Source organism: Desulfopila sp. IMCC35008 (assembly GCF_010646885.2).
GTDB lineage: Bacteria > Desulfobacterota > Desulfobulbia > Desulfobulbales > Desulfocapsaceae > Desulfopila.
In genome coordinates, this window is record NZ_CP050700.1 from 2,605,100 (window position 1) to 2,631,452 (window position 26,353).

Sequence of the window (26,353 nt, forward strand, 5' to 3'; positions counted from 1 at the left end):
ACCTCCTTCTGTAAGTCCAGGCAGTTTCAGGATGCTGGTCTACTTCCTGTTGGATCCAGCACCTCTTACGGGCATTTTTCTGATGACAACAGTTAGACAACAATCGCGCATGTTTATAAGCCTCGGCCATTATAATACATAATGCTGGTTATGATAAATGTTTTTTATGAATTATATGGTTTAGATGTATTGTAGGGCAAAAAACAGCGATTTATCGCTTGTTTCATCAATTGAATTAATATGTCTGACTCCTATCGCCTAGGATCAAATTATCAATTTCAAGCCAACATCCTCTCTGCAGAAATATGTTTAAAATCAGTGTTGCCTGTATTACCATGCCAGAAACTCCGTTTATTATTTGCATTCCACCTGTTAGTACCTTCTGGAGAGGGAAATGGATCAAGACGCTTCACCTAATGGCCTGGCAACTCCACATATTCTCGTCATAGACGATGAACCGCGCATCAGAGACGCCTGTAAGATGGTCCTTAACAGCATGATGCGCTTTACCGTAGATACAGCCCCGGATGGTCTTACCGGGTTGAAAATGATCGAAGACAATCATTACGATATCCTCCTGCTTGACCTGATGATGCCGAATATGTCGGGATTCGAGGTTCTTGAGCGCGTACGTGATATAGACCCAGATACGGTTGTTATCGTTATCACCGGTTACGCAACTCTCGAACATTCAATTGAGGCCATGAAAAAAGGGGCCTTTGACTTTATCCCAAAACCCTTCACGCCGGACCAGCTGCGCGCCGTGGTCAGCAAATCGTTACGCTACACCCATGCCTTACAGGATATAGCGACGACACGGTCGAGACTGCGAGTGATAGTTCACAAGCTAAGGGATGGTGTGCTCATTACAGACCCGGAGAAACGGATTGTACTGGCCAATCCCGCCTTTCGACACATGATTGGTTACACGGGAACCAGTGCCGTCGGCATGAAAGTGGATGAGGTGATTTCTGACCCGGAACTCCTGAAATCCATCGATGAAGCGCTGGCCATGCCTGCCGACACCTTCGCAGAACTGACCCATGAATATACTCGGCCGGACAGCTCGGATAACAATGACCGCATATACAGTGTTCGCTGTGCACCATTCCGCGGTCGATCCGAGACGACACTGGGAACAATCAATGTGCTTCATGACATAACTGCTGCCACACGCATGGACCAGATGAAATCCGATTTCGTGTCAATGGTATCCCACGAGATCCGCAGCCCGATCAACTCACTGTTGATGCAGTTGAAAATCATACTGGACGGACTCGCAGGAGAGGTGACAGATAAACAGCGTGAAATACTTGAGCGGGCTTCTGACAAGATGCTGAACCTTAACAATCTCGTGACAGAGCTCCTTGATCTCTCACGAATTGAATCCGGCCTCGTCGCTCACGAGAGCGAAAGAATCAACGTTATCGACTTCCTCAAGGAACAACAAAACTTCCATCAACCCTACGCCTTAGAAAACGACATCAATATCGTGGTGGAGACAGAAGAAAACCTGCCTGATCTCATGGCCAGCCCCACCCATCTTGAAGAAATCTGCTCCAACCTTATTACCAACAGTATCAAATATTCTCCCAGAGGCGGTGCAATAAAAATTGCCGCCACAACGAGAGATGATTACCTGAGCCTTGACTTTAGCGATACCGGTTTTGGGATCTCCCAGGAAGATCTCGACAAGATCTTCACCCGTTTTTATCGAGTAAAGGACAGCAACACCCGGCAAATCCATGGTACCGGGCTCGGCCTTGCTATCGTAAAATCCATTGTCGACTCTCTCCACGGCTCGATCACCGTCAGCAGTGAGGTAGGTAAAGGAACGACCTTTTCCTTGTTGTTGCCTCCTGCAGAAAATTAACCATATTTATATAAAAGAAATGTCCGACAGCAACTTCTTTACAGGAAGTTTATCAGCAAGCCCTCAACGCCTGCGTAAGGTTCATGCCGATATCGCAGAAGGGTCCGAACCCGGATTACGCTTTTACCTCATGGTTGTGATATCCACCATGATTGCCGGGTTGGGACTCATCACCAACAGTACAGCGGTTATCATCGGGGCAATGCTTGTCGCCCCTCTCATGACCCCGATATTTGGCATCTCACTTGCCCTCATTCGCAATGATGCACGCTTGTTGGGTTATGCTATACAGGCAGAGGTTGTAGGTGTTGTTGCTGCAGTTGGCATGGGCTATGTACTGGGGCTTATTTATCCCGGACTTGAGCCTACGCCGGAGATGATTTCCAGGACGAATCCTCACCTGTTCGACCTCCTGGTTGCTGTTTTCTCTGGCTTTGCAGGTGCCTATGCCCTGGTGGATGAAAAGATAAGTCCGGCACTTCCAGGTGTCGCCATTGCCACGGCCATAGTCCCCCCTCTTGCCAACACCGGCCTCTGTTTTTCTTTAGGGGCCTACAGTGGCGGCATTGGCTCTTTTCTACTTTTCTTCAGCAATTTTCTTTCTATCCTCCTGGTCGGTTCCATTGTCTTCTGGGCTTTCAAAATGTCCAGGGAATATGACGGCCTGGATAAAAAAGTAGTCGTTAAAAAATTTGGTTTGCCGATTATAAGTTTCTTTATAATTGCCGTTCTGCTCAGCCATTCTCTTGCTAAAATTGGCCACGACAGGGCAGTAAAAAACACAATCCGGACCACACTCTCACAGGCACTAAAAGACCACCCTACCCTTTCCTATGAAAAATCTATATACAACGAGGATAAAGACATCATTTATGTATTTGCCGATGTTTATTCAAGCCGTCAGATTTCCCCAATACTCGTCAACGCCCTTCAGGAAAAGCTAGAAGTTGCTTTAGGCAAACCGACCAAGCTCGCCATTCGTGGCACACTTACCGAAACGGTTTTGGCACCCGGCAATTTGGCCCAAATAATGCAACTCAACCTCGATGGTGAGTTTGTAAGTGAAGCTCCCAGCAAAATGATTATCCAGACGCAGCTGGCAAACAGCACAATCAGAAACTATCTGACCGCATTACCAGCTGTTCAGCTGAAATACGTCCGCATTTTCAAACACAATGAACGCCTTGTCGTTGTCGCATCAATCGACGGCTTATCGCCACTCGATCTTGGCAACCTTAAGGAGGCTGAAGAACTGCTCCGCCAGATCCTTGAAGAACCCGATCTCGACCTTGTCGTGCGATATCAGCAGTCAACCCTCTACGACAGCGAAGGGCTATATCATTTCGCCATGACCGGATTTAAAGACCTCACTCCACCACAAAAAAATGCTATAAATAAAGCCAAAAGCATCCTGGCAGACTGGTTTGCAGAACTCCCGGAAGCTTCGCTCATCGCCCTGAATCACACAGTTTTAGATGCCCAGATACATTTTCTTGTAGAGATTTCAAGTCTTATGACCTTTGAAGTCGATCGTGTGAGAAAACTTGAACAACTCATAAAAAAGGAGACTGGCGAACATATCAGACTCCACGTTCTCTCAAAACCCGAAGTCCTTACCTCAGCTGACGGGCATGAACCATATTTGGATTTTGCCAAAAAGGTTCACAAGACCATGGGACCTAAAGTTCAAGAGGAATTGAAAAAAATAATTATTGAATCAGAATTATAGGTCTGCACGAACGGAGATAGCAAAAAATGTCAATTAACTGTAAATCCATGCTGTAATGCAAGTTTATTGAGCATATTCACCAACCCTGTTCCGAGGGAATAGATTCCGTCGATACCGATATTGTCATCGGCGGTTGCATCAAAATAGAGATTGAGACTCGAGCCAATCCCATCTTCAGGTTTCCAGTAGCAGATCATTATCGGGACTTTTGGCAGCGGGTAGAGGACTACAGATATATCAGAGGCAAACCGGCTTTCCACCTCCGAACCATCAAACATCTGCACAATATCACTGAAAAAGTCGGGATAGGTGTCAGCGACAGCACATAAATCATCCTCTGTCCTCTTCTGGAACAAGGCATACCTCTCACGACCGCCCTTCATCTCGCGAAGCGATATCCAGTCCCCGGACACACTCTTGCCAGCGCCATGCAGCACATACAGCAAAAATGGCATGGTCACCCATGTAATTACGTGGATATTGGTATAAAAAGCTCCCGTGGCATCCACACCGAAATCCTTACCGAGAATTTTTAACTTAAGAATGTTTCCCTCTACCCTGCCACCACAGCGTTGGGCAGCCTCCTTGAAATCGAGGTCCGCAAGCTGTGTCTTAAGTTGATCAAGCCCATTCTCATCTAAAGCGGAGTCCTGACCAGCGGCCACACTGCCTTTCCGGGTAGAAACGTTTATATATTCATCAATTAATATCGGGCACTCGTGTACTTTCTTTCTCCCGGTATAGACTGCTCCGGAAAAGGCAAGACAGGTTTTCTCTCCACACTTCCTGCAATTTGATTTATCAAGCAGTGCAAAAATCTCCATTGCGTTTTGGAAAGCCACTTCTCACCCCTCCCAACCTCTATAATATTCTCGTTCCAAAAAAGAAAAAGGGGCACTGTAAATGCCCCTTTTTCGTCTCATCTCAAACCTACTCTTTATCGAGCTACCTCTCTTCAAGCGGTACGTAGGCCCTTGTTGTTTCACCGGTATAGATCTGGCGTGGCCTGGAGATCCTCTGTTTGTGCTCATGGAGTTCGCGCCAGTTGGAAATCCACCCGGGCATGCGGCCGATGGCAAACATCACAGTATACATATTCAATGGGATACCGATTGCCCTCATGAGGATGCCGCTGTAAAAATCCACATTCGGGTACAGATTTCGGCTTACGAAGTAATCGTCCTGGAGGGTTTTCTCCTCAAGCTCCTGGGCGATATCCAGTAAGGAATCTTCCTTGTTCAGCTCCTTTAATACGTCATGTACCTGCTTTTTGAGAATTTTCGAACGCGGATCGAAGTTTTTATAAACCCTATGTCCAAAACCCATGAGTCGGAAACTATTGTTCTTGGCCTTGGCCATGTTAATGTAATCTGTAACAGGCCGGCCTGATTGCTGAATCTCCTCCAGCATTTCAATCACCGCCGCATTCGCGCCACCATGAAGCGGCCCCCATAAAGCGCAGACACCGGCAGATACTGAGCTGAAAAGGTTGGCCCGCGAGCTGCTCACAACCCGCACCGTGGAAGTTGAACAGTTCTGCTCATGATCTGCGTGAAGGACCAGGAACAGGTTAAGAGCCTTCTCTATAACCGGTGATACGACATATTCCTGATAAGGTTCCGAAAACATCATATGCAGAAAATTACTGCAATAACTGAGATTTGGGTTTGGGTGGTTAATCGGCTTACCATTTGCAATGCGGTACGCCCATGCCGCTATGGTCCTGACTTTTGAGAGAAGAAGTGCCGCAGTCCTGTCAAACGCTTCACCCTGGACATTAACTTTCAACACTTCAGGATGAAAGCAGGACACCAAATTCAGCATGGCAGACAAAATTGCCATGGGAGGTGCCGATTCCGGAAATCCTGAAAAATGAGTGCGCAGATTCGAGTGAAGCGGCGCATGCTCTCGCAACGCACTGGAGAATTTAGTCAACTGCTCTGCATTGGGCAGTTCTCCGTAAAGAACGAGATAGGCTATCTCAACAAATGATGCTTTTTCAGCTACCTCCTCAATAGGATACCCTCGATATCTCAAGATCCCCTTGGCGCCGTCGACATACGTTATGGATGAGAAGCAGGATCCGGTATTGCCAAAACCCGGATCCATGGTGATGCAACCTGTTTCAGAGCGCAGATTTGTGATATCTATGCTTCGTTCATTTTCAGTTCCGGTATAAACATCCAGCTCGAACTGCTTGCCATCGATACTGAGGGTAGCTTTTTCCGTCATATGTAGGTTCTCCAGAAATGAATATTTATCAGCAATCTCGTACGGGTAAATCACTATGCCTGGTTGTTATAACAAAGCCGGGCTCCTGTCGATTGACAATTCCTGCAGGCTACGTGATCGCTGCATAGTGACAAATATAATCTGTCGTGATCATTCTTTTTATTATTTGATAATTACGACTGGACAAAAGGCAACATTAAACCAAAACGATTCACAAACAGTACCTGTCATTTTTTTTTGCCTAGAGCATCTTCAATGGCCGACGCCAAAGCCTTACTATGAACTTTGCCGGCAAAGTGGACAGGGCTTTTCCCATAAATGGGGTCCCATCCTGCCGGATCGGCAGAACAAAAGAACTGCGCCTCCAACCCCATCTGCCGGGGCCCATCTGCCGCCGTCTTGCCTATCAGTTTGCGCCCGGCCTCCCAGGTCGCTTCACAGGAAGCACCTCGGACTACACGTACGTCTGTAATAATACCGTCTTCTACATCCACCTCATATTCAGGGGCTCCAAAAAGTTCACCATAGTGTCCCAGGCCGACCTGCCTGGATAAGCCACATCACGTCGGCGGCGTATGCACCCACTTACTCGGAATTTTTTTTCCTGATGAGATTATCGGGATCTGCAATCGATGGCAGAGAGCAACCAGGTCATGTGAAAGATCCTGGTGTTTAAGAAAATCGAGAACCAGATCCGCCTCGATTGTCTCAGGTAGAAACTCCATTCCGTCATCAATCACCGGCGGCAATACCTCTTCAATAGATACCACCTCGAGCTCAATGGAGCCTGCGCCGTAACTCCTTATTCCCTTGATTTTACGTTCCCCACTCCCCTGCTGCTGAAAAACGGTAACTTTTTGAATGGTTCCGGAAGAGTTATGTTGCTGCACGTTCCACGTCCTTTAGATATCGAGGCGCACCCAACGGGTACAGTACCTGTTTGTAGCCTCAAGCATTTTCTTTTTATTGAGCGAATCATGAATCACAACATGAAACTCTCCCTCTTTATCCCGGTAGATAACCATACCAGATGCAATTTCCTCAACAGTTTCCTGATAAAATACCTGTATTTCTCCGTCAGCAGTTACAAGATCAAGTTCGTCATCCTGATACTGATAGTATGCCATCTGGGCCATGGCCTGAAATTCGTGCTTGGAGTGCGACCCTGACTGAGCTGTAAATGTTTTGATATAGCCAGGCTCGTTCAGGGCAATGTCAGGAACGAGTATGACGCTGACACATCCTTGTATTTCGATACCACTGTGTTTTATTACGATCCGTTGCTCCACAGACATCCCCATTTTAACGTTTACAAAAAATCGGGGAATCGAGTTCACCACCCAATTCCCCTGACAGGATTCCATATATTTTACACGAACCGGACAAATAAGACGAACAGTATCCTTGTAGTATCTTTATATTATATTATCCCTTTGAAGCAAGGTTATTTCTCAAGAGACACGGCACAGACCTTCGCCTCCATTATCTTACAGATGGGGTCCATAGCATCATTGGTGAGAATGTTGGCAGACGCCTCCTTGTAATGAAAAGGTATGAACACAACACCCTGGGGTACTATTTCCGTCACCCTGGCAGCCAGAAAAATTGCCCCTCTCCTGGAACGCACGTTAATCTTTTCGCCATCGTCAACGCCAAGTGCTGCTGCATCTACCGGGTTAAGCTGGATATAAGGTTTTGGTGCTATTGCATCGAGCCCGGTTGACCGCCGGGTCATAGTGCCGGTGTGGTAGTGAAATAATTCCCGGCCGGTGGTAAGCAGGAATGGATACTCTTCATTCGGCAATTCATTCGATGAAACATAGGGAACGACCGTGAACAGAGCCTTCCCCCCCGGACGGGAGAACTCTTCTTTAAACAGGTAGGGTGTTCCGGGGTGATCTTCAGTGGGGCATGGCCACTGTAAACCACTACGACCCAGTCGGGAATAACTCATTCCTGCCATGCCGGCCCACAATCCTGAGATTTCACTGAAAATCACCTCTGGATTGGCAGGGACAAACTCCACACCTTTCATTCTGCTGAAAATATCACTTATAATATCAAGATCTTTACGGGCCTCCCCGGGAAGGGATATCGCTGGCCGAACAAACTGTACACGACGTTCTGAGCAGGTAAATGTACCGGACTTTTCAGCAAAGGATGTTCCCGGCAGGACCACATCAGCCAGTTGTGTCGTTTCGGTCTCAAAAATATCCTGAACCACCAGGAAGTCGAGACTGGAGAAACCTTTAACAGCATGGTTCGTGTTAGGATCTGATAAGGCAGGATTCTCGCCGAATATATAGAGACCTCGTATCTTTTTCTCGATCATGGCGGACGTCATCTCAGAAGCCGGCAGACCGATATTACCGGAAAGCTCCCCCCCCCAGGCATTCATAAATTTCTCCCGAACCAGAGGATCATCGACTTTCTGGTAACCTGGGAAATAATTTGGCAGGCAGCCCATATCACAGCAACCCTGCACGTTATTCTGCCCCCTGAGAGGATTAACTCCGCACGAGGCTTTACCAATATTACCTGTCACCATCGCGAGATTACCGACTGCATGAACATTATTGGTTCCCATTACATGCTGGGTTATCCCCATGGCATAATAAATTCCCGCACTCTCAGCACCGGCAAAAATAAATGCCGCTTTTATGATATCCTCTGCAGGTACACCAGTAATCTGTTCGCCAAGTTGAGGGGTGAACTCTTCAAGCGAGGTACTGAAATCCACAAACCCTTCGGTGCGTTCCCGAATAAACACGTCGTCCTGAAGACCTTCTTTCAGGATCACATGCATAATGGCGTTAAGCAGGACCGAGTCAGTGCCAGGTTTCTGCCGCAACCACAGCGTTGCAAATTTGGTGATGGGTATCTTTCTGGGGTCTGCAACGATAAGTTGAGCGCCCTTGCGCACTGCAGCCTTCATTCTGAGGGCAATTATCGGATGATTCTCGCTGGTGTTTGAACCTATAACGAGCAGTGCCCCGGCATTTTCAATTTCATCAACCGAATTTGACATTGCCCCGGAACCGAATTTTGCGGCCAGACCGGCCACAGTCGCGCTGTGTCAATATCTGGCACAGTGATCTATATTATTGGTACCAACACCACTCCGAAGCAGCTTCTGGAACATGTAGTTCTCTTCATTGGTACAGCGTGCAGAAGCCAACCCACCTATGGCGTCACTCCCATATTCAGTTTTAATTTCATTAAATTTTGACACTACCAGATCAAGAGCCTCGTCCCAACCTGCCGGCTCAAGCACTCCTCCCTTCTGTCTGCGAATCAGCGGTGTCGTCAACCTATCCCGACTATTGATAAATTCGTAACCAAATCGCCCTTTAACACATAGCCAGCCACGATTATGGTTGTCACTCCGTGAAGAAATTCTTGTTATTTCATTGCCGTGGCTATGGAGTGTGATATTGCATCCACAACCACAATATCCACAGGTCGTCTCTGTCTTTTCCACCCCTTCATGCCGTGGGTGTCCCGCCCACATCTTTGCCGAGAGGGCGCCCGTGGGGCATACAGACACACACTGGCCACAGAATTCACAATCCAGATCATGCTCAAATGGTGAGCAAACCTTTGTCTCAAAGCCCCGTCCTGCAAATCCGATAGCATTCACACCCTGTACTTCATCACAAACCCGCACACACAATCCACATAAAACACACTTATTCTGCTCTCTCATGATGAAAGGGTTTTCATCAATGCGATCATGGTCGCGAACAGAACCTTCAAAGCGGTTTGTGCGGATCCCATACCTGTATGCCAGCTCTTGAAGAGTACAGTTTCCTGCCCGGACACAAACCATACAATCATTTGGATGATCGGATAGTAACAGTTCAACTGTTGTTTTACGCAACCTGTTGAGCCTGTCATTCTGAGTAAGGACAACCATACCTTCCTCGGCAGGAGTAGTACAGGATGTAACGGGACGCCCTGCACCTTCTATCTCAACAATACATAAACGGCACCCTCCGTGGGGTGCCAGACGTGGATCATGACACAGTGTTGGAATATCTATTTGCAGCTGCTGAGCGGCCTCAAGCAGTGTAGTGTTTGGGGGGACCGTAACTTTTTGTCCATCAATTAACAGTGTTTTCATTACTCAATCTACCCTTTTATTACCGCATTGAACTTACAGGCATCATAACAGGCCCCACATCGGATACAGCTATCCTGATCAATGACATGAACCAGCTTCTGCTCTCCGGCAACGGCACCTACCCCACATGCACGTTTACACAAGCCGCAGCCAACACATTGATCCGGCCTGATAAGAAAAGTCAAAAGGTCATTACACACCTTTGCAGGACATTTCTTTTCCCTGATATGCGCTTCATATTCATGCCGAAAGTATTTAATAGTGCTGAGAATTGGGTTAGGGGCAGACATTCCGAGACCGCACAGGCTTGAATCGCGTACATCCTCAGCAAGTTCCTGCAACAGCTCAATATCTCCATCTCTTCCGTGCCCTTCTGTTATGCGGGTCAATATTTCCAGGAGCCTCTTGGTGCCGATTCGACACGGTGCACATTTCCCGCACGACTCCTCCTGAGTAAAGGTCAGGAAGAATTTAGCGATATTCACCATGCAATCGGTCTCATCAAGCACCACCATCCCACCTGAACCCATCATCGAACCGACTGATCTTAAGCCCTCATAATCAACGGGCAGGTCGATATGCTGTTGAGGAATACACCCGCCGGACGGGCCACCTGTCTGGACTGCCTTAAACAGCCTATCATCCTCAATACCGCCACCGATATCATAGATTATTTTTTTTAAAGGCATCCCCATGGGGATCTCAATGAGGCCGGTGTTCCGGATTTTCCCAGTGAGCGCAATAACTTTTGTCCCCTTACTCGTCTCTGAACCGATAGAAGAAAACCATTCCGCACCGTTACAAATTATCGGTGGAACATTGGCGAATGTCTCAACATTATTGATTATGGTTGGTTTTCCCCATAATCCCTTATTGGCTGGAAAAGGAGGTTTCGACCTCGGCATCCCCCGCTCCCCCTCGATGGAGGCAATAAGAGCAGTTTCTTCACCACAGACAAAGGCACCCGCACCTAGTTTTACCTTGATATCGAAATTGAAACCGGTTCCGTATATTTTTTCCCCAAGGTGCCCTTCCTTCCTGGCCTGGGCCAAAGCGATGCCTAATCTTTCAACCGCCAGAGGATATTCAGCCCTGATATAGATGTAGCCGGTTTGCGCACCGATACCATAGGCCCCGATTATCATCCCTTCGATAATTGCGTGGGGATTACCTTCGATGATGGATCGATCCATGAAAGCGCCTGGGTCGCCCTCATCCGCATTACATATGATAAACCGCTCATCCGCCTCGTTAGCTGCACAAAATTCCCATTTTAACCCGGCAGGAAATCCTCCACCACCACGACCTCGCAAACCTGAACCCTTTACGGTTTCAATGACTTCTGCCGGGCTCATTGTCCCAAGTGCCTTTCGCGAACCGGAATACCCACCTGCCAACTGATAATCGTCAATCGATTCAGGATCTACCCGACCCAGATCCTGTAACACTATCTTGGTCTGATTATCATGAAAGACATGATAATCCTCACCTACCAGCCACTCTTTTACAGGCTGACCGCCAATTATATGCTCATCGACAAGTCTTTTAACCATGGAGGGTTCAATATATTGATATGTCGAGCCTTCTTCGCCTATAGATATATCCACGAGCACATCCCGGGCACAAAACCCACGACACCCCACTTTATGCAATTTGCAATGTTCCTTAAGTACAGCATCGGTCACACCGGCCCTTGTAAGTTCCTCATCAAAGGCATTCATTACCTGGTCCCCGCCGGCAGCAATACCACCGGTGCCCATACATATATTTATAACGACGTTTTTCTTCACGAGAGCCACATTATTTGTAAGGTTTGAGGTTCCTGATCATCTTCTCGGGTGTTTGTTTGCCAAACACTTTCTCATTGACCAGAACCACAGGTGCAATACTGCAGGCCCCGACACAGTTTACGTTTTCGACTGTAAACTGCATATCCTTCGTGGTTCCGTTATCATCCTTAAGATGAAGATCCTGCTGAAGGCGTGAGACGATTCGCGGGGCACCTTTCACATGACAGACTGTTCCCGAGCAGACTGTCACGATGTTTTTCCCACGCGGGGTCAGATGAAACTGTGAATAGAACGTAACCACGCCGTAAAACCGGGAAGCAGGTATCCCTGTTCTCCTGGCGAACCAATCCACTGCGTCTTCCTGGATATAACCAAGCTCATTCTGAATATCCTGCAGTATTGCTATTATATTATCTCCACCAGAAGAATTTTTGCTGTAAATTGATTCCAATATTTCTTCAACCTGATCTATCATACGTGTCATTCTCGACCCCACTGAAATTGTAATTATTCGTTTACCACGACCCCAATAATACCACACCGTAGTACTTTTATACATATAATTACTAATCTCATAAAAGGCCAAAAATTATATCTTTCCTTAACTTGACCAAATCACTGTATCAGTGTGATTATATCACGGCATTGCCATTTCAGACTAATTGAAATTTTCTATCCAGAAAGCATCATCCGAATTCCAATGAATTATGGCATCTACCATTTATCTTAAATGCTTTGAAAAAAGTTGATTACCGCAACAAAATAAGATAGTCTGTTGGACGATCCAAATAGCACCAGAGGTGACGACGTTTTGTTTAGACGCACCTAATATTTGGCGCCTGATTATTACCAAATACCGGCTTGTCACCCTTATAAATATTTATTTAGAAGGAATTTTGAACATGGCTGAAACGGCAATAAAAATTAAAGGAAAAGCCGAAAGATCTTTTCTGGATGACATCAAAGCCCTGCTTCCAGAGGGCAACCTCAGTCTTTGTCTGACCTGCGGACTCTGTTCTTCAGGTTGTCCCGCCACAGGACTTGAGGATATGGACCCCAGGAAGTTCTTACGCATGCTGGTTCTCGGCATGGACGAAGAAGTCCTCAAATCAGACTGGCCCTGGATGTGCACGATGTGTCAGCGCTGTGTCTATGTCTGCCCTATGAAGATTGACATTCCCCAGATGATCTTCAACATCCGGGCTGCCCGCCCCCGGGATGAGCGTCCCAAGGGTATTCGTGATTCCTGTGATGTTGCCGTCGCAAGTGAATCATGCAGCGCTATGGGTACACCTGTTGAGGATTTCATTTTTGTTGTAAACGATGTCCTTGAGGAATACAGGGAGGCTCAGCCGGAATTTGCTGACATGCAAGCCCCCATCGACAAGCAAGGAGCTGAATTCTTCATCAACCAGAACTCGCGCGAGCCGATGACCGAGCCGGATGAGATGGTCCCCCTCTGGAAAATACTCCACCTCGCCGGGGTCGACTGGACCTACAGCAGTAAAGCATGGGCCGCTGAAAACTATTGCCTCTTCCTTGCTGACAACGAGAACTGGGAACATCTTGTTCGTGCAAAGGCAGCCCAGGCCGACAGGTTGGGGGTCAAGACGTACCTCAACACAGAATGAGGCCACATCACATTTGCAGTCCGGGCCGGACTGAAAAAATTCAACGTAGCGCACAACTTCGAAACCAAAAACATTTACGAATACTACGCTAAGTGGATTCGTGAAGGTAAACTTAAACCTAGTTCCGACTGGAATAAAGATCTCAAAATCAAGTTTACCATCCAGGACCCCTGCCAGATTGTCCGCAAAAGTTTCGGGGACCATATAGCGAACGAATTCAGGTATGCGATAGCAGCTGCAGTCGGTGAGGAAAATATCATCGAGATGTCACCAAATAAATCCAACAACTACTGTTGTGGCGGTGGCGGTGGTTTCCTCCAGTCAGGGTTTAAGGAACAACGCCTGGCTTATGGCAAAATTAAGGATGACCAGATTCAGACCACAGGCGCTACCTACTGCATCGCCGGTTGCCATAACTGTCACGCCCAAATACATGAATTGTCGCATCATTTCGGTGGCAACTACAACGTTGTTCACTTCTGGACCATACTTGCTCTCTCCCTGGGCATACTCGGTCCAAACGAAAGAACGTATCTCGGCGATGAGTTAAAAGATGTCGCAGTTTTTCACCCGGAATCAGCATTGTACTAAGGTTGTGCAGCAAACACCCAATCAGGAGGTAGTCAGAACACAGAATTAACCATAGTGCCGTTGTCAGGCAGACTCCTGAAGTTTGTAGCAGCTAACCGTTGAACTTTCATACTATAATTAGGTTTCACTATGCAGCTCACAAAACAGCAGATCGACTATTGCATGGAGTGCGGGGTATGCACTGGTAGCTGTCCCATAAGCTATGACCGCCCCGGTTTTTCACCACGGCAAATGATTAAGAGAACCCTGGTAGAACCTGATGGAGATATCCTGCAATCCAGTGATATCTGGGCCTGCCTGAGTTGTTCACGGTGCAGTGACCGTTGTCCTGTTGGTATAGACTTCCCCGAGTTCATCAGAACCTACAGGGAAAAGGCCACCGCTGCCGCCAACCTTCCCCGTGAAAGTCATCACGGGGTTTTCCAGACCCTCACATCCCTGCAGGCTACCAACCTGAACCAGAATCGCATTGGCTGGACCGAGGGCATGAAGATCCAGGAAGAAGGAGAGTACTTCTTCTTTGTCGGCTGCCTGCCCTATCAGGACGTTGTCTTTCGTTACCTTGATCTGCAGATGATCGATACTGCCAAGTCAATTCTGACCCTCCTGAACAAACTCGGCATCGAACCCGTCGTGAGCAACGATGAGAAATGTTGCGGTCACGACGCCTTCTGGAGTGGCAACAAAGAACTTTTTGCCACACTCGCCAGACACAACGTCGAGATGATAAAACAGTCGGGAGCCAAAACAGTCATTTTCTCCTGCCCTGAAGGGTATTCGATCTTTCGAGAAAGTTATCCCGATATCGTCGGTAAACTCCCCTTTGAGATACTGCACATATCAGAATTTCTCGCCCAGAAACTGCCGGAATCTGATATTACCTTTGGCCAATCCGGAAACGGTAAGGTTACCTATCACGACCCCTGCCGCCTGGGCCGAAGGACAGGTATATATGAAGAACCACGGCAATTGCTCGGCCTTGTACCGGACAGCGATTTCAGGGAAATGGAAAACAATAGGGAGAACGCCGTTTGCTGTGGGACCACAGCCTGGATGGAATGTTCCTCCTGTTCCAAGACCATGCAGATAAAGCGACTGCAGGAGGCCGAACGGGTCGGTGCAACAACGATCATCACCGCCTGTCCCAAATGCCAGATCCATCTGTCGTGTGCGAAGTCAAATACGGATATTGATGTTGAGGTCAAGGACCTTTACGCCTACCTTTCAGAGAATATTTAGTATCGGAGAAATGAGATGAGCTCAGTAAATCCTCAAAACGTTCAAGGCTCGGTCGTCGTCGTAGGCAGTGGTATTGCAGGAATGCAGACCGCACTCGACCTTGCGGATTCGGGTTTTTATGTCTACCTGGTGGAGAAGTCGGCTTCGATCGGTGGGGTGATGGCCCAACTGGACAAGACGTTCCCCACCAACGACTGTGCGATGTGAGTAATCTCACCTAAACTGGTCGAGGTCGGCCGGCACCTGAACATCGAGCTTAAAACGTTATCAGAAATCAAATCTGTCAGCGGTGACGCTGGCAATTTTGATGTTGAACTGGTTCAACATCCCCGATACGTCGATATGGATAAATGTATCGCCTGTGGGGAATGTGCTGAAAAATGCCCCAAGAAAGTCAGCGACCCCTTTAACGCTGATCTTGCCAAAAGAAAATCGATCTACGTCGACAATCCGCAGGCCGTTCCACTCAAGTATGCTATCGACGCTGACAGTTGTATCTACTTCAATAAAAATGGCAAGTGCGGCTTTTGTAAGAAAATCTGTCCGGCCGATGCCATCGATTTCGACCAGAAAGAAGAGATCGTCACACTGAATGTCGGTTCCGTTATTCTGGCACCTGGTTTTAAACCATACGAACCCAAAGACCTGGATAACTACCAATACAGCAATTATGCGAACGTTGTCACCTCCATGGAGATGGAACGTATCCTCAGTGCCACGGGCCCCTACCAGGGACATCTTGTGCGACCTTCGGATGGCGAAGAACCGAAGAAAATCGCTTGGCTGCAATGTGTAGGCTCGCGTGACATTAATCGCTGCGCCCACGGGTATTGTTCCTCTGTCTGCTGTATGTATGCGGTCAAGGAGGCGGTCATTGCCAAAGAACATGCACATACCGATCTCGACACCGCCATATTTTATATGGATATGCGAACCTACGGCAAGGAATTCGAATCCTATTACGACCGGGCTCGTGATGAACAGGGCGTTCGTTTTATCCGCACCCGAATCCACTCCATTGTCGAAGACACCGAAACAAAAAGCCTCAATCTCAGGTTCGTCGATGATAAAGGCGTAACCCAGGAAGAACAGTTTGATCTGGTAGTCCTTTCCGTCGGTATGGAGACGCCCAAAGAGGTCATCGACCTGGCGGGCACCCTCGAAATCGAATTAAACAGTGACAATTTTGCCAATACGGACTGTTTTTCGCCGGTCAAGACCTCCCGTGAGGGTATTTATGTCTGTGGTGCTTTTCAGGAACCAAAAGACATCCCTTACTCAGTAATGGAAGCCAGCGCCGCTGCCTGCTGGGCCGAAACCGATCTGGCTAAGGCTCGCGGTGAGCTGACTAAAACGAAAACCTATCCGGATGAAAAAGACATAGCAACCGAAGAGCCCAAGATAGGTGTTTTCGTCTGTAACTGTGGGACGAACATAGGTGGAACTGTCGATGTCCCTGCTGTTGCCGAGATGGCTAAAGGGTTGCCTGGGGTTACCTATGTTGAAGAGAACCTCTTTACCTGTAGCCAGGATAGCCAGATGAAGATGAAGGAGGTTATAGAAAAAGAGGGACTCAACAGGGTTGTTGTAGCCGCCTGTACACCACGAACACATGAGGAACTCTTCCAGGAAACCATGCGTGATGCCGGGCTGAACAAGTACCTCTTTGAAATGGCTAATATCCGCAACCAGTGTTCCTGGGTACATAGTAATGATAAGGAAGCGGCAACCATCAAGGCAAAAGACCTTGTCCGTATGTCGGTAGCCCGAACCCGTCTTATCACCTCCCTCAGCCAACCATCGATTGGCGTTGACCGGAGTGCACTTGTTATCGGTGGTGGTATTGCCGGTATGACTTCTGCTCTTGGTCTTGCTGATCAGGGTTTCGCCGTCCACCTCGTCGAACAGGAAAAAGAGCTTGGTGGAAATGCCCGTGTGCTCGCCAAAACATGGCAGGGCGAGTCAATCAGCGACAACCTGTCCCAGATGGTTGAAAATGTTCAAAACCATTCGGCAATAACGGTTTATCCTGAATCAACGGTGAAGAGTTCGTCAGGTTTTATCGGTAATTTTGAAACTACCGTGGATCAGGGGGGCAAAGACCTTGAATTCAAACATGGTGCTGTTATCGTCGCCACAGGGGCGGTAGAAAGCGTACCTGGCGAATACCTATACGGGCAGAATGACCGGGTCATGACTCATCTTGAACTCGATAAAGCCTGGGGTGAAGGCAATAAGACAATCACCCAGGTTGACTCCGTCGCCTTTATCCAGTGTGTCGGCTCGCGTGAACCGGAGCGCCCTTACTGCTCTAAAGTTTGTTGTACCCACTCCATAAAATCTGCGATCAACTTCAAGGATGCCAATCCTGATACAAATGTGTTTGTCGTGTATCGGGACATCCGTACGTATGGTCGTCGCGAATCGCTCTATAAAGAAGCACGTGAAAAAGGGGTCATTTTCATTCGCTACGATGTCGATAATAAGCCGGTCGTAACAAGCTCTGATGATGGATTACTGCTAAAAGTAAAAGATCATATTCTCGACATGGATATCGAGATCGAAATCGATCTGCTGGTCCTTGCTGCTGCCATCGTACCACGAAACAATGAACCGCTTGCCCAGATGTTCAAATTATCATGCAACAGTGATAGCTTTTTTAACGAGGCACACGCTAAACTGCGGCCCGTTGAGTTTGCAACAGCTGGAATCTTCCTGGCCGGTATGGCCCACTACCCGAAACCGATAGAGGAATCCATAGCCCAGGCTGCTGCTGCTGCCTCAAGAGCTGCGGTAACACTCTCTAAAGACAGGATAACGGTTGAGGGTGTAGTCTCCTTCGTGCAAGATTTTATGTGCCGAGGATGTGGCGAATGTGAATCGGTATGCCCATTCAACGCCATTAGTGTTGTGACAAACGAAGATGACGTAAAAATCGCCGCCGTGCAGGAAGCATTATGCAAGGGATGTGGCATGTGTGCAGTAGCCTGCCCGACAGGTGCTGCCTCAATCCGACATTTTGGCGATGAAGAAGTGTTAACAATGGTTGAAACGGCGTTTGACAGATAAATATATTTATAGGAATGATGAAATGTCCGTGGAATTTACACCAAATATTCTAGTCTTTGCCTGTAACTGGTGCGCCTATTCAGCAGCGGATCTGGCTGGCGTCAGCAGGTTTCAGTACCCGCCGACCCTGCGCATTGTGAGAGTCATGTGCTCCGGCCGGATTAACCCCAACTTTATCCTGGAAGGGTTCAAGAGCGGGGCCGACGGTATCCTTGTCGCCGGTTGACACATCGGCGACTGCCATTACCTGGAAGGTAATGTAAAGGCTGAAAAAGTTTTCGGATCTGCCAAGGAACTCGTCGAGATACTTGGTATCGATCCTCATCGGGTTCGTCTCGAGTGGATTTCTTCTGCAGAAGGAACGAAATTCGCCGAGGTAGCCACAAGCTTTTCTGAAGAGATAACTAAACTAGGCCCTCTAGCACTCGAAGAGGCCGCCTAGGATATTTTTTTTTAATGGGTACCTTTTAAAACACGTTTTTAGGCTACCCTTTTAACTGCCTTAACAGGAGGTAGATAGTGAACAAGGACATGCTTGTTATAGGTGGAGGTATTGCAGGTATCCAGTCTTCACTGGATCTTGCCGAGATGGGCTTCAAGGTACACCTGGTAGAGCGATTGCCAAGTATCGGTGGTAAGATGGCCCAGCTCGACAAAACCTTTCCCACCAATGACTGTGCCATCTGAATACTCTCGCCGAAGATGCTGGATGTCGGTCGACATCCCAATGTAGAGTTATTGGCATACAGTGAAGTTGAAGAGGTTTCAGGAAGTGTCGGTTGTTTCAAGGTAAAAGTCCGCAAGAAGGCCCGTTATGTAGATGCGGATAAATGTACCGGCTGCGGTGCCTGTACCGAGAAATGCCCAACTGACGTCCTCGATCTCTATAACGAAAAGCACTCCACCCGCAAAGCTATCTACAGCTGGTTTGCGCAGGGTATACCGTCAACACATGCCATTGATACGGATCATTGCCGGGTGTTTAACGGAAAAAAATGCGGTATCTGCCAGAAGAAATGCGAGGCTAATGCTATCGATTTCGAACAAAAAGATGAAGTTCTGAATCTTGATATCGGGGCCATAATCACTGCTGTAGGGTACGATGTTTTCGATCCGGTCAAGATTCCGGAATATCGCTATCGCGATTTGCCCAATGTTGTAACAGCTATCGAATTTGAAAGATTCCTGAGCGCGAGCGGTCCAACCCACGGCCATATGGATCGTCCGTCTGATATAACGGTTACCAAGAGAATCAAGGAACTCGAAAAACAGGAAACACGTTCACTCAGGACACTCGCCCGCTTTGAAGACAAAAACGGTAAGAGTTCTGTTGATTTTTTTAAGGAGTATGAGGCAAAAGGGTCCGGGGGCGACGATAATCTTGAGCAATGGGCCGCAAAATACAAAGACCACCTGGCACTTGATAAGGAGTTAACAGCTTTAAAAGAGCGTGCGGCAAACTTTACCACCGCCAAGAAGCTCGCCTTTATCCAGTGTGTTGGTTCCAGGGATTTGCGTTTTTATCCCTTCTGCTCCGGTTTCTGCTGTATGCACTCCATCAAGGAAGCCATCATCGCGCACGAACATGACACCGAAACAACCTCTACCATTTTCGGTATGGATATACGTGCGGTTGGTAAAGGTTTCGATGAGTATAAAGTACGGGGCAACAACAACTCTAATATCACTTACAAACGCAGCCGCGTCGCTGAGATAGTCGGCGGCCCCAATGACAACCCTGTGCTGGTGTACGAAGATACCCAGGAACAGGTGGTCAAGCGTGAAGAATTCGATATGGTAGTGCTTGCAACGGCTTGTGCACCTACTGCGGGGATGCATGATCTCAGCGAAATACTTGGCATCGAGATTAACCGGTTCGGCTTCTTTACAACCAGCCGGGAAAAACCACTGGACACCAGCAAGGAAGGTATCTTTGTCTGTGGCTGTGCCCACTCCCCCATGGACATCCCGGAATCCGTTGCCCAGGCATCCAGCGCCGCATCAAGGGCAGTGCAGGCCGTAACGCACGAAAATCTTCTCAAGGTTTCCTGACAAAGGTGTGAATGGACATGGATAAGAAGAGCAAAAATACAAAAGAGAATCTACGTGTCGGTGTTTTCATCTGCGATTGTGGATCCAATATCGCCGGTCATCTCGACTGCTCATCCGTAACCGAGTATGCAGGCACTCTCCCAGGTGTTGTTTTTACCAAGGAAAACCTCTACACCTGTTCGGAATCTGGAATTGTCGAGATAAAAAAAGCGATAGAGGATAATAATCTTAACAGAGTTGTTGTCGCTTCCTGTTCCCCTCGAACGCACCATCCCCTGTTTGCCTCATCCTGTGCCGAAGCAGGACTTAATCCTTATCTCTTCGAGATGGTCAATATCCGTGATCAGTGCTCATGGGTTCATATGGGGCAAAGAGACATAGCTACCTCCAAAGCCAAGGATCTGGTCAGGATGGGTGTTGCCAAGAGTACAACTCTTGAACCGCAGGATGATATTGAATCTTCCCTTACGAGGAAAATTCTCATAATCGGCGGCGGTATAGCAGGTCTGTCTGCAGCTGAGGCACTCACCGGTATGGGACTTGAAGTACTGCTGGTTGAAAAAGCAGCCCAGTTTGGCGGATTACTCAGAAATCTGCATCAACTGGAAAACGGGCAGTCTGCTGAAGATTATATTTCAGATCTCGCAGGCAAGGTTGCATCCATTCCGGGCGTCACCCCGTTTACAAGTTCCAAGGTCACGGAGATTACCGGTTATATCGGCAACTTTGCCGTTACCATCGAAACAGAAAACGGCAAGATTAACGAAACTGTAGGTTGTATCGTTGTAGCAACCGGTGCGGTACCACTCATTGAGAACGGGTTACTGGGTCATAACGGTGATAACGTTATCACCCAGATGGAGCTTGAGCAGCAGTTTAGAACCGGCTCCTTCAAAGGCACCTCCGTTACCATGATCCAATGTGCCGGTGCCCGTAATGATGAACGTGAATATTGCTCCAGAATCTGTTGCCTCACTGCCGTAAAGAACGCAATGTATATTAAGAGCCGGTTTCCGCTGGCCCAGGTGAATGTTATTTACCGCGATATGCAAATGTACGGAGACGAGAAAGAACAGCTCTTGTGGGATGCTCGTGGTATGGGAATACATTTCCATGTCTATGACGGAGAGACCACACCCGAGGTCGGTAACGGTAAGGTCACCTTTGAACAGGCTGTGATCGGAACCAAGAAGGAACTCAAGAGCGATCTGGTGGTGCTCTCTACACCACTCGTTGCGCGTGAGGATGCTGCAGATGTCGCCGGCCTCATGCGGGTACCGACCGATAAAAACGGTTTTTTCCTGGAGGCTCATGCCAAGCTTCGTCCGCTCGATTTCGCCGCCGACGGAATATTCATCTGCGGCAGCGCCCGTTATCCTGCAACCTCCATTGAAGCACGAACGCAGGGACTTGGCGTCGCGTCACGTATCGGTGCAATCCTGTTTAAGGACAAGCTGGTAAAAAGCGCAATTGTTGCCGAAATCCTTGAGGAGACCTGCGTTGGCTGTATGGGTTGTCTCAACGTCTGCCCATACGATGCAATAACATACAACCGCGATACAGGTGTCTGCGAGGTGAAAGACATTCTCTGTAAAGGATGTGGCAATTGCGCCTCCACCTGTCCTTCGCACAGTGCCATATTACGAGGATATAAACCGGAGCAGATCCTGGCCCAGATCCGGGCCATATAACTGTCATCCGATAACTTGATGTTGATACGCGATTTTGCACTAAGAACCCAAATAAAAGGAACTAACAGATGAGTAACGACATTTTCGAACCGAAAATTGTATGCTTTTTGTGTACCTGGTGAGCATACGCCGCTGCTGACCTGGCTGGGGTCAGTCGATTGCAGTACCCGGCGAATGTTCGTACTGTCCGGGTTATGTGCAGTGGGAGCGTGTCTCCACACCATATACTCCTCGCCTTCCAGAAGGGGGTAGACGGTGTCTTTGTCGGTGGATGACACCTCAGCGAATGCAATTACCTGTATGGTAATTATTCTACAGAAAAACGAGTGACCGTACTGCAGGAAATGCTCAAGTTCAGCGGCATAGATGATCGCCGCCTGAAGGCCAGTTGGGTATCTTCGGCAGAAGCACCCGAGCTTGTCCACGAATTCAATACTTTTATTAAGGAGTTGCGCGAATTAGGACCTTCGCCGCTAAAGAAGGATTATCGTGGTGATGTGGTAGAACCCATCGAGGCAGAGTAACGAAATGATTGAAGCAATTAAGGACAAAGTCAAAGAGTTGCTGGACTCCGGGGAAATTAAAGGTTTTCTCGGACTGGCTCAGAAAAATGGACATGTTGCCCCGCATTTGTACCAAAGCGTGGACGAACTCGACATCATGGTTTTGGGAGACCAGGATAAGGCAGGAGATGCCCGTTATCCGCTCACCAAATATCTGACCAATATTTATAAGGCGTATCCGGAAGACACCTTTGGAATACTAACCAGAGGGTGTGATGACAGAGCTTTAACCACGCTTTATACCTGGAACCAGCTTAATCCTGAAAAGGTAGTAACCGTAGGTATAGCCTGTCCGCAGGAACTGGCTGATGCCTGCGAATGTGCGCAGCCTTTCCCCCAGGACATTGTTGCCGGGGAAGTTGCCGAAGGCCGAGAATCTTCTTCTGTTGCTGAAGTGGACAACATGGTTCTTGCTGACAGATTTGATTTTTGGATGAATGAGTTTGTCAAATGCATCAAGTGTTACGGTTGTTCAAATGTCTGCCCGATGTGTTTCTGTAACGACTGCAGTCTGAAGTGTGACGAACTGGTAAAAAGCGGTGAGTTACCACCCGAGATTCCGGTATTTCATCACACCAGGGCCATGCACATGGTAGGCAGATGCATTGATTGCGGTCTTTGTGAAGAAGCCTGTCCTTCCGATATCCCGCTCAGAACACTTTATAAGAAAGTTAACAGTATTATGGGCGACAAGTTTGACTTCCAAACCGGAATCAAGCGTGGACAGCGTTCACCACTCAACAAGATAGACAAATAGCTTCAACCAACCGGCTTGCTGCCGCGTTGAAAGATATGAAGTGTAAGGAGTAACTATGGATTACAGGACAGTACTCACGACTTGTACATACTGTGGTTGTGGCTGCAATCTCTACCTGGAAGTGCTCGACGGTGAGCCGATCGGCACCATTCCATGTAAAACGAGTCCCGTGAATCAGGGGAAACTCTGCATTAAGGGATGGAATGTACATGAGTTTATCCGCAACAAGAACCGTTTGAAAAAGCCGCTGGTCAAAAAGGACGGCGAGTTGGTTGAAGTCGAGTGGGAAGAGGCGATTGACTACACAGCCACCCGACTTCGTGAAATCAAGGAGGCAAACGGACCTGATTCCATAGGTTTTCTGACCTCTGCCCGGGTGACCAACGAAGAAAACTATCTCTATCAGAAATTTGCCCGCGCGGGGGTCGGCACCAACAATGTTGACCATTGCGCCCGGCTTTGACACTCTCCAACTGTGGCAGGTCTTGCCGCATCATTCGGAAGTGGAGCGATGACCAATTCCATCAGCGAATTGGAGGAAGCCGACTGCATTCTTATTATCGGATCCAACACGACTGTGGCCCACCCACTGGTAGCTACCCGTATATTTAAGGCCAAGAAAAACGGGGCCAAGGTGATAGTTATCGATCCCCGCAAGGTGCATATCTCAGAAGTTGCCGACATCTATGCCAGCCATAAGATGGGGACCGATGTAGCCCTTTTAAACGGTATCATGCATGTCATCCTCAAAAATGGTTGGCATGACCAGGCTTTTATTGATGACCAAACAGAAGAATTTGAAGCTTGTAAAAAAGTTATTGAAGGATTTACCGAGGAGATGGCGGCCGATGTCTGTGGCGTCGAAGCAGACACCATTCGCCAGATCGCCAAATACTATGCCACCGCTGAGAAATCTTCTCTGGTCTATTGTATGGGTATAACCCAGCATACTACTGGTGTTGATAATGTGAAGTCGGTAGCAAATCTTGCCATGCTTACCGGTAACCTTGGCAAAGAGTCATGCGGGGTCAACCCTCTTCGAGGCCAGAACAACGTACAAGGTGCCTGTGATATGGGCGGACTGCCAAACGTTTATACCGCCTACCAGCCGGTCACCAACCCGGCTGCTGCCGAAAAATTCGCCAAGGCGTGGGGGGTTGATGAGGTCTCAACTGAAGTTGGCCTGACCATTCCTGCAATGCTGGAAGGAATTGATACAGGTACTGTTAAGGCGCTCTATATCATGGGTGAAAATCCCGTGGTCAGTGACCCGGATGTGACACATGTCAAAAAGGCACTGGCAAAAACAGAGCTGTTGATCGTCCAGGATATCTTTCTTACCGCCACTGCTGAGCTGGCCGATGTGGTCCTGCCTGGCGTTTCCTTTGCCGAAAAGGACGGTACCTTCTCAAATACCGAACGGCGTGTAACCCGAGTTCGCAAAGCAGTGGAGCCGCTCGGCGAAGGCCGTCAGGATTGGCAGATAATTCAGGATATCTCAACCCGTTTCGGTTACCCGATGTCCTATGACAGCCCTGAAGAAATATTTTCTGAAATGGCATCCCTCACCCCGTCTTACGGCGGTATCACCTATGAGAGACTTGAAGGTGTAGGAATACAATGGCCCTGTCCCACTGAGGACCATCCAGGTACCCGCTACCTGCACAAAGGGAAAATTGCCCGCGGTAAAGGGTTGTTCCATGGAATCGAATTCAAACCGCCTGCCGAGATTGTTGACGATGAATATCCTTTCTGGTTCTCAACAGGCAGGGTTTTCGCCCACTACCATACCGGTACCATGACCAGGAATTCGCCGACCCTTGATGCTGAGATTAAGGAAGGTTTTCTTGAAATCAGCCAAAATGATGCTGCACGCATGCAAATTAAGCATGGTGATATTGTGACAGTCTCGTCACGACGAGGAAGTGTTGATATAAAAGCTGAAATCACCAAACGCGTTGAAGATGGTTCGGTATTTATGCCTTTTCACTTTATTGAAAGCTGCGCCAATATCCTGACCAATCCAGCTCACGATCCAATCTGTAAGATCCCGGAGCTTAAAGTGTGCGCCGTCAACATTAAAAAGGCTGCCTGATAAAGACCAGTCTCTTCCTGGCTTTTCACGCTAAGACCGCTGAATAATTGTGATACATTTCACCCTTATTCAGCGGTCTTATTTTTTCAGCTGACCAAAACATTACCATGACAGGAAAAAGAAAAAACATTCTTATTATATACCACTCACAAGGTGGCACCATGGAAACCATGGCCCGCCATTTTGCTAAAGGAGCTTCAAAGGAAGAGAGTGTCGACATTGTCTGCAAAAGGGCGGGTGATGCGACTCTCTCCGATTTGCTCCACTGCGACGGTCTTGCGATAGGCTCACCCGAGTATTTCGGAACCATGGCCGGCATGATTAAGGACTTTTTTGATCGTACTTATAATGTTGCCCGGGAAAAAACTATTGGGCTGTCTTACGTAGTGTTCGTGTGTGCAGGTAATGACGGCAGGGGGGCAATTACTCAAATCGAGAGAATTGCAGCCGGCTACAAATGGGAAAAAGTACAGCCTCCCCTTCGTATTACAGGACCACCCTCCAAACAGGATTTAGCGAAAATTGAAGAACTTGGGCACACCCTTGCTGCCGGGGTTGAGTTCGGGATATTTTAACACCCGTCACTACACAGTACAGCCATGGCTACAGGTAAGGATAAATTTTTTATAAAGCTCACTTGCGATCATCCCGCCCCCGTCTCTCTTCTGCTTTCGGCAAAAAATATCCACCCAGCATAATGAGAAACTTCAGGGTAAGGCCAAAAGCCAGAACGGTAGCCAGGAAACACCAAATTGCCTCTATTGGCGTTATCTCACCAGTATGGATAAACTGGATAAGTGGCTGAAACACATTCGTCACTGCCATGATAACCATCAGTGCAACAATGGCTAAACCGACTAAAATTGGTGTGAGTATAGAGCGTTTTTTCATTTGAACTGTCATATCAAAGTAAAAGAC

General features: G+C 48.0%; 21 protein-coding genes. 13 read left to right on the top strand and 8 right to left on the bottom strand.

Annotated elements, in window-relative coordinates:
- Positions 1-394 precede the first annotated feature (394 nt).
- Positions 395-1,873 carry an ATP-binding protein gene (locus tag GA520_RS11450; RefSeq protein WP_163340105.1) on the top strand — a complete coding sequence of 493 codons (1,479 nt, stop codon included), beginning with the start codon at positions 395-397 and terminating at the stop codon, positions 1,871-1,873.
- Positions 1,874-1,892: 19 nt separating this feature from the next.
- Entirely contained in the window at positions 1,893-3,602 is a 1,710-nt protein-coding gene (locus GA520_RS11455) for a DUF389 domain-containing protein (protein WP_163340106.1), read from the top strand.
- A 29-nt stretch (positions 3,603-3,631) separates the two neighbouring features.
- Here the strand turns inward: GA520_RS11455 and GA520_RS11460 are convergent, their stop codons facing one another.
- The 7 genes from GA520_RS11460 to GA520_RS11490 form a co-directional block, all read right to left on the bottom strand.
- Positions 3,632-4,444, bottom strand: a complete 813-nt coding sequence (locus GA520_RS11460) for a DUF3786 domain-containing protein (RefSeq protein ID WP_240910247.1) — start codon at positions 4,442-4,444, stop codon at positions 3,632-3,634.
- Positions 4,445-4,547: 103 nt separating this feature from the next.
- Positions 4,548-5,834, bottom strand: a complete 1,287-nt coding sequence (locus GA520_RS11465) for a citrate synthase (protein WP_163340107.1) — start codon at positions 5,832-5,834, stop codon at positions 4,548-4,550.
- A gap of 227 nt (positions 5,835-6,061) precedes the next feature.
- Positions 6,062-6,724 (bottom strand): DUF166 family (seleno)protein DfsP, encoded by a 663-nt coding sequence (dfsP, locus tag GA520_RS11470; RefSeq protein WP_304511323.1) that lies wholly within the window; start codon positions 6,722-6,724, stop codon positions 6,062-6,064.
- Between the two features lie 12 nt (positions 6,725-6,736).
- Entirely contained in the window at positions 6,737-7,174 is a 438-nt protein-coding gene (locus GA520_RS11475) for a hypothetical protein (protein ID WP_163340108.1), read from the bottom strand.
- A 104-nt stretch (positions 7,175-7,278) separates the two neighbouring features.
- On the bottom strand, positions 7,279-9,957 hold the full coding sequence (gene fdhF, locus GA520_RS11480) for a formate dehydrogenase subunit alpha (RefSeq protein ID WP_163340109.1): 2,679 nt from the start codon (positions 9,955-9,957) through the stop codon (positions 7,279-7,281).
- 8 nt (positions 9,958-9,965) lie between these two features.
- Positions 9,966-11,747, bottom strand: coding sequence for an NADH-quinone oxidoreductase subunit NuoF (locus GA520_RS11485; RefSeq protein ID WP_240910248.1), 1,782 nt, complete (start codon positions 11,745-11,747; stop codon positions 9,966-9,968).
- A gap of 10 nt (positions 11,748-11,757) precedes the next feature.
- The gene (locus GA520_RS11490; RefSeq protein WP_163340110.1) at positions 11,758-12,231 is read right to left on the bottom strand and encodes an NAD(P)H-dependent oxidoreductase subunit E; all 474 of its coding nucleotides are present in this window, start codon (positions 12,229-12,231) and stop codon (positions 11,758-11,760) included.
- A 418-nt stretch (positions 12,232-12,649) separates the two neighbouring features.
- Between GA520_RS11490 and GA520_RS11495 the strand changes: the two genes are divergently transcribed.
- From GA520_RS11495 to GA520_RS11550, 11 genes are all read left to right on the top strand, one after another.
- Positions 12,650-13,969: a (Fe-S)-binding protein gene (locus GA520_RS11495; protein WP_163340111.1), complete on the top strand. Its 1,320-nt coding sequence runs from the start codon at positions 12,650-12,652 to the stop codon at positions 13,967-13,969.
- A gap of 129 nt (positions 13,970-14,098) precedes the next feature.
- A complete protein-coding gene (locus tag GA520_RS11500) occupies positions 14,099-15,208 on the top strand; it encodes a (Fe-S)-binding protein (protein ID WP_163340112.1) in 1,110 nt (369 codons plus the stop codon).
- A 15-nt stretch (positions 15,209-15,223) separates the two neighbouring features.
- Positions 15,224-18,277, top strand: coding sequence for a CoB--CoM heterodisulfide reductase iron-sulfur subunit A family protein (locus tag GA520_RS11510; protein WP_163340113.1), 3,054 nt, complete (start codon positions 15,224-15,226; stop codon positions 18,275-18,277).
- 22 nt (positions 18,278-18,299) lie between these two features.
- Positions 18,300-18,719, top strand: a complete 420-nt coding sequence (locus GA520_RS11515; RefSeq protein WP_205749386.1) for a hydrogenase iron-sulfur subunit — start codon at positions 18,300-18,302, stop codon at positions 18,717-18,719.
- Positions 18,720-18,796: 77 nt separating this feature from the next.
- Positions 18,797-18,964: an FAD-dependent oxidoreductase gene (locus tag GA520_RS11520; RefSeq protein WP_045707864.1), complete on the top strand. Its 168-nt coding sequence runs from the start codon at positions 18,797-18,799 to the stop codon at positions 18,962-18,964.
- A 51-nt stretch (positions 18,965-19,015) separates the two neighbouring features.
- Positions 19,016-20,329, top strand: a complete 1,314-nt coding sequence (locus tag GA520_RS11525) for a 4Fe-4S binding protein (RefSeq protein WP_304511326.1) — start codon at positions 19,016-19,018, stop codon at positions 20,327-20,329.
- A gap of 17 nt (positions 20,330-20,346) precedes the next feature.
- Positions 20,347-22,020 (top strand): CoB--CoM heterodisulfide reductase iron-sulfur subunit A family protein, encoded by a 1,674-nt coding sequence (locus GA520_RS11530; RefSeq protein WP_205749387.1) that lies wholly within the window; start codon positions 20,347-20,349, stop codon positions 22,018-22,020.
- 68 nt (positions 22,021-22,088) lie between these two features.
- Positions 22,089-22,544, top strand: a complete 456-nt coding sequence (locus GA520_RS11535; protein WP_205749388.1) for a hydrogenase iron-sulfur subunit — start codon at positions 22,089-22,091, stop codon at positions 22,542-22,544.
- Positions 22,545-22,548: 4 nt separating this feature from the next.
- Entirely contained in the window at positions 22,549-23,340 is a 792-nt protein-coding gene (locus GA520_RS11540) for a 4Fe-4S binding protein (RefSeq protein ID WP_163340117.1), read from the top strand.
- A 55-nt stretch (positions 23,341-23,395) separates the two neighbouring features.
- The gene (fdhF, locus tag GA520_RS11545; RefSeq protein ID WP_163340118.1) at positions 23,396-25,435 is read left to right on the top strand and encodes a formate dehydrogenase subunit alpha; all 2,040 of its coding nucleotides are present in this window, start codon (positions 23,396-23,398) and stop codon (positions 25,433-25,435) included.
- 161 nt (positions 25,436-25,596) lie between these two features.
- Complete coding sequence (locus GA520_RS11550) at positions 25,597-26,010, top strand: flavodoxin family protein (protein ID WP_205749389.1); 414 nt, start codon at positions 25,597-25,599, stop codon at positions 26,008-26,010.
- A 58-nt stretch (positions 26,011-26,068) separates the two neighbouring features.
- Here the strand turns inward: GA520_RS11550 and GA520_RS11555 are convergent, their stop codons facing one another.
- Entirely contained in the window at positions 26,069-26,338 is a 270-nt protein-coding gene (locus GA520_RS11555) for a hypothetical protein (protein ID WP_163340120.1), read from the bottom strand.
- Between the last annotated feature and the right edge of the window lie 15 nt (positions 26,339-26,353).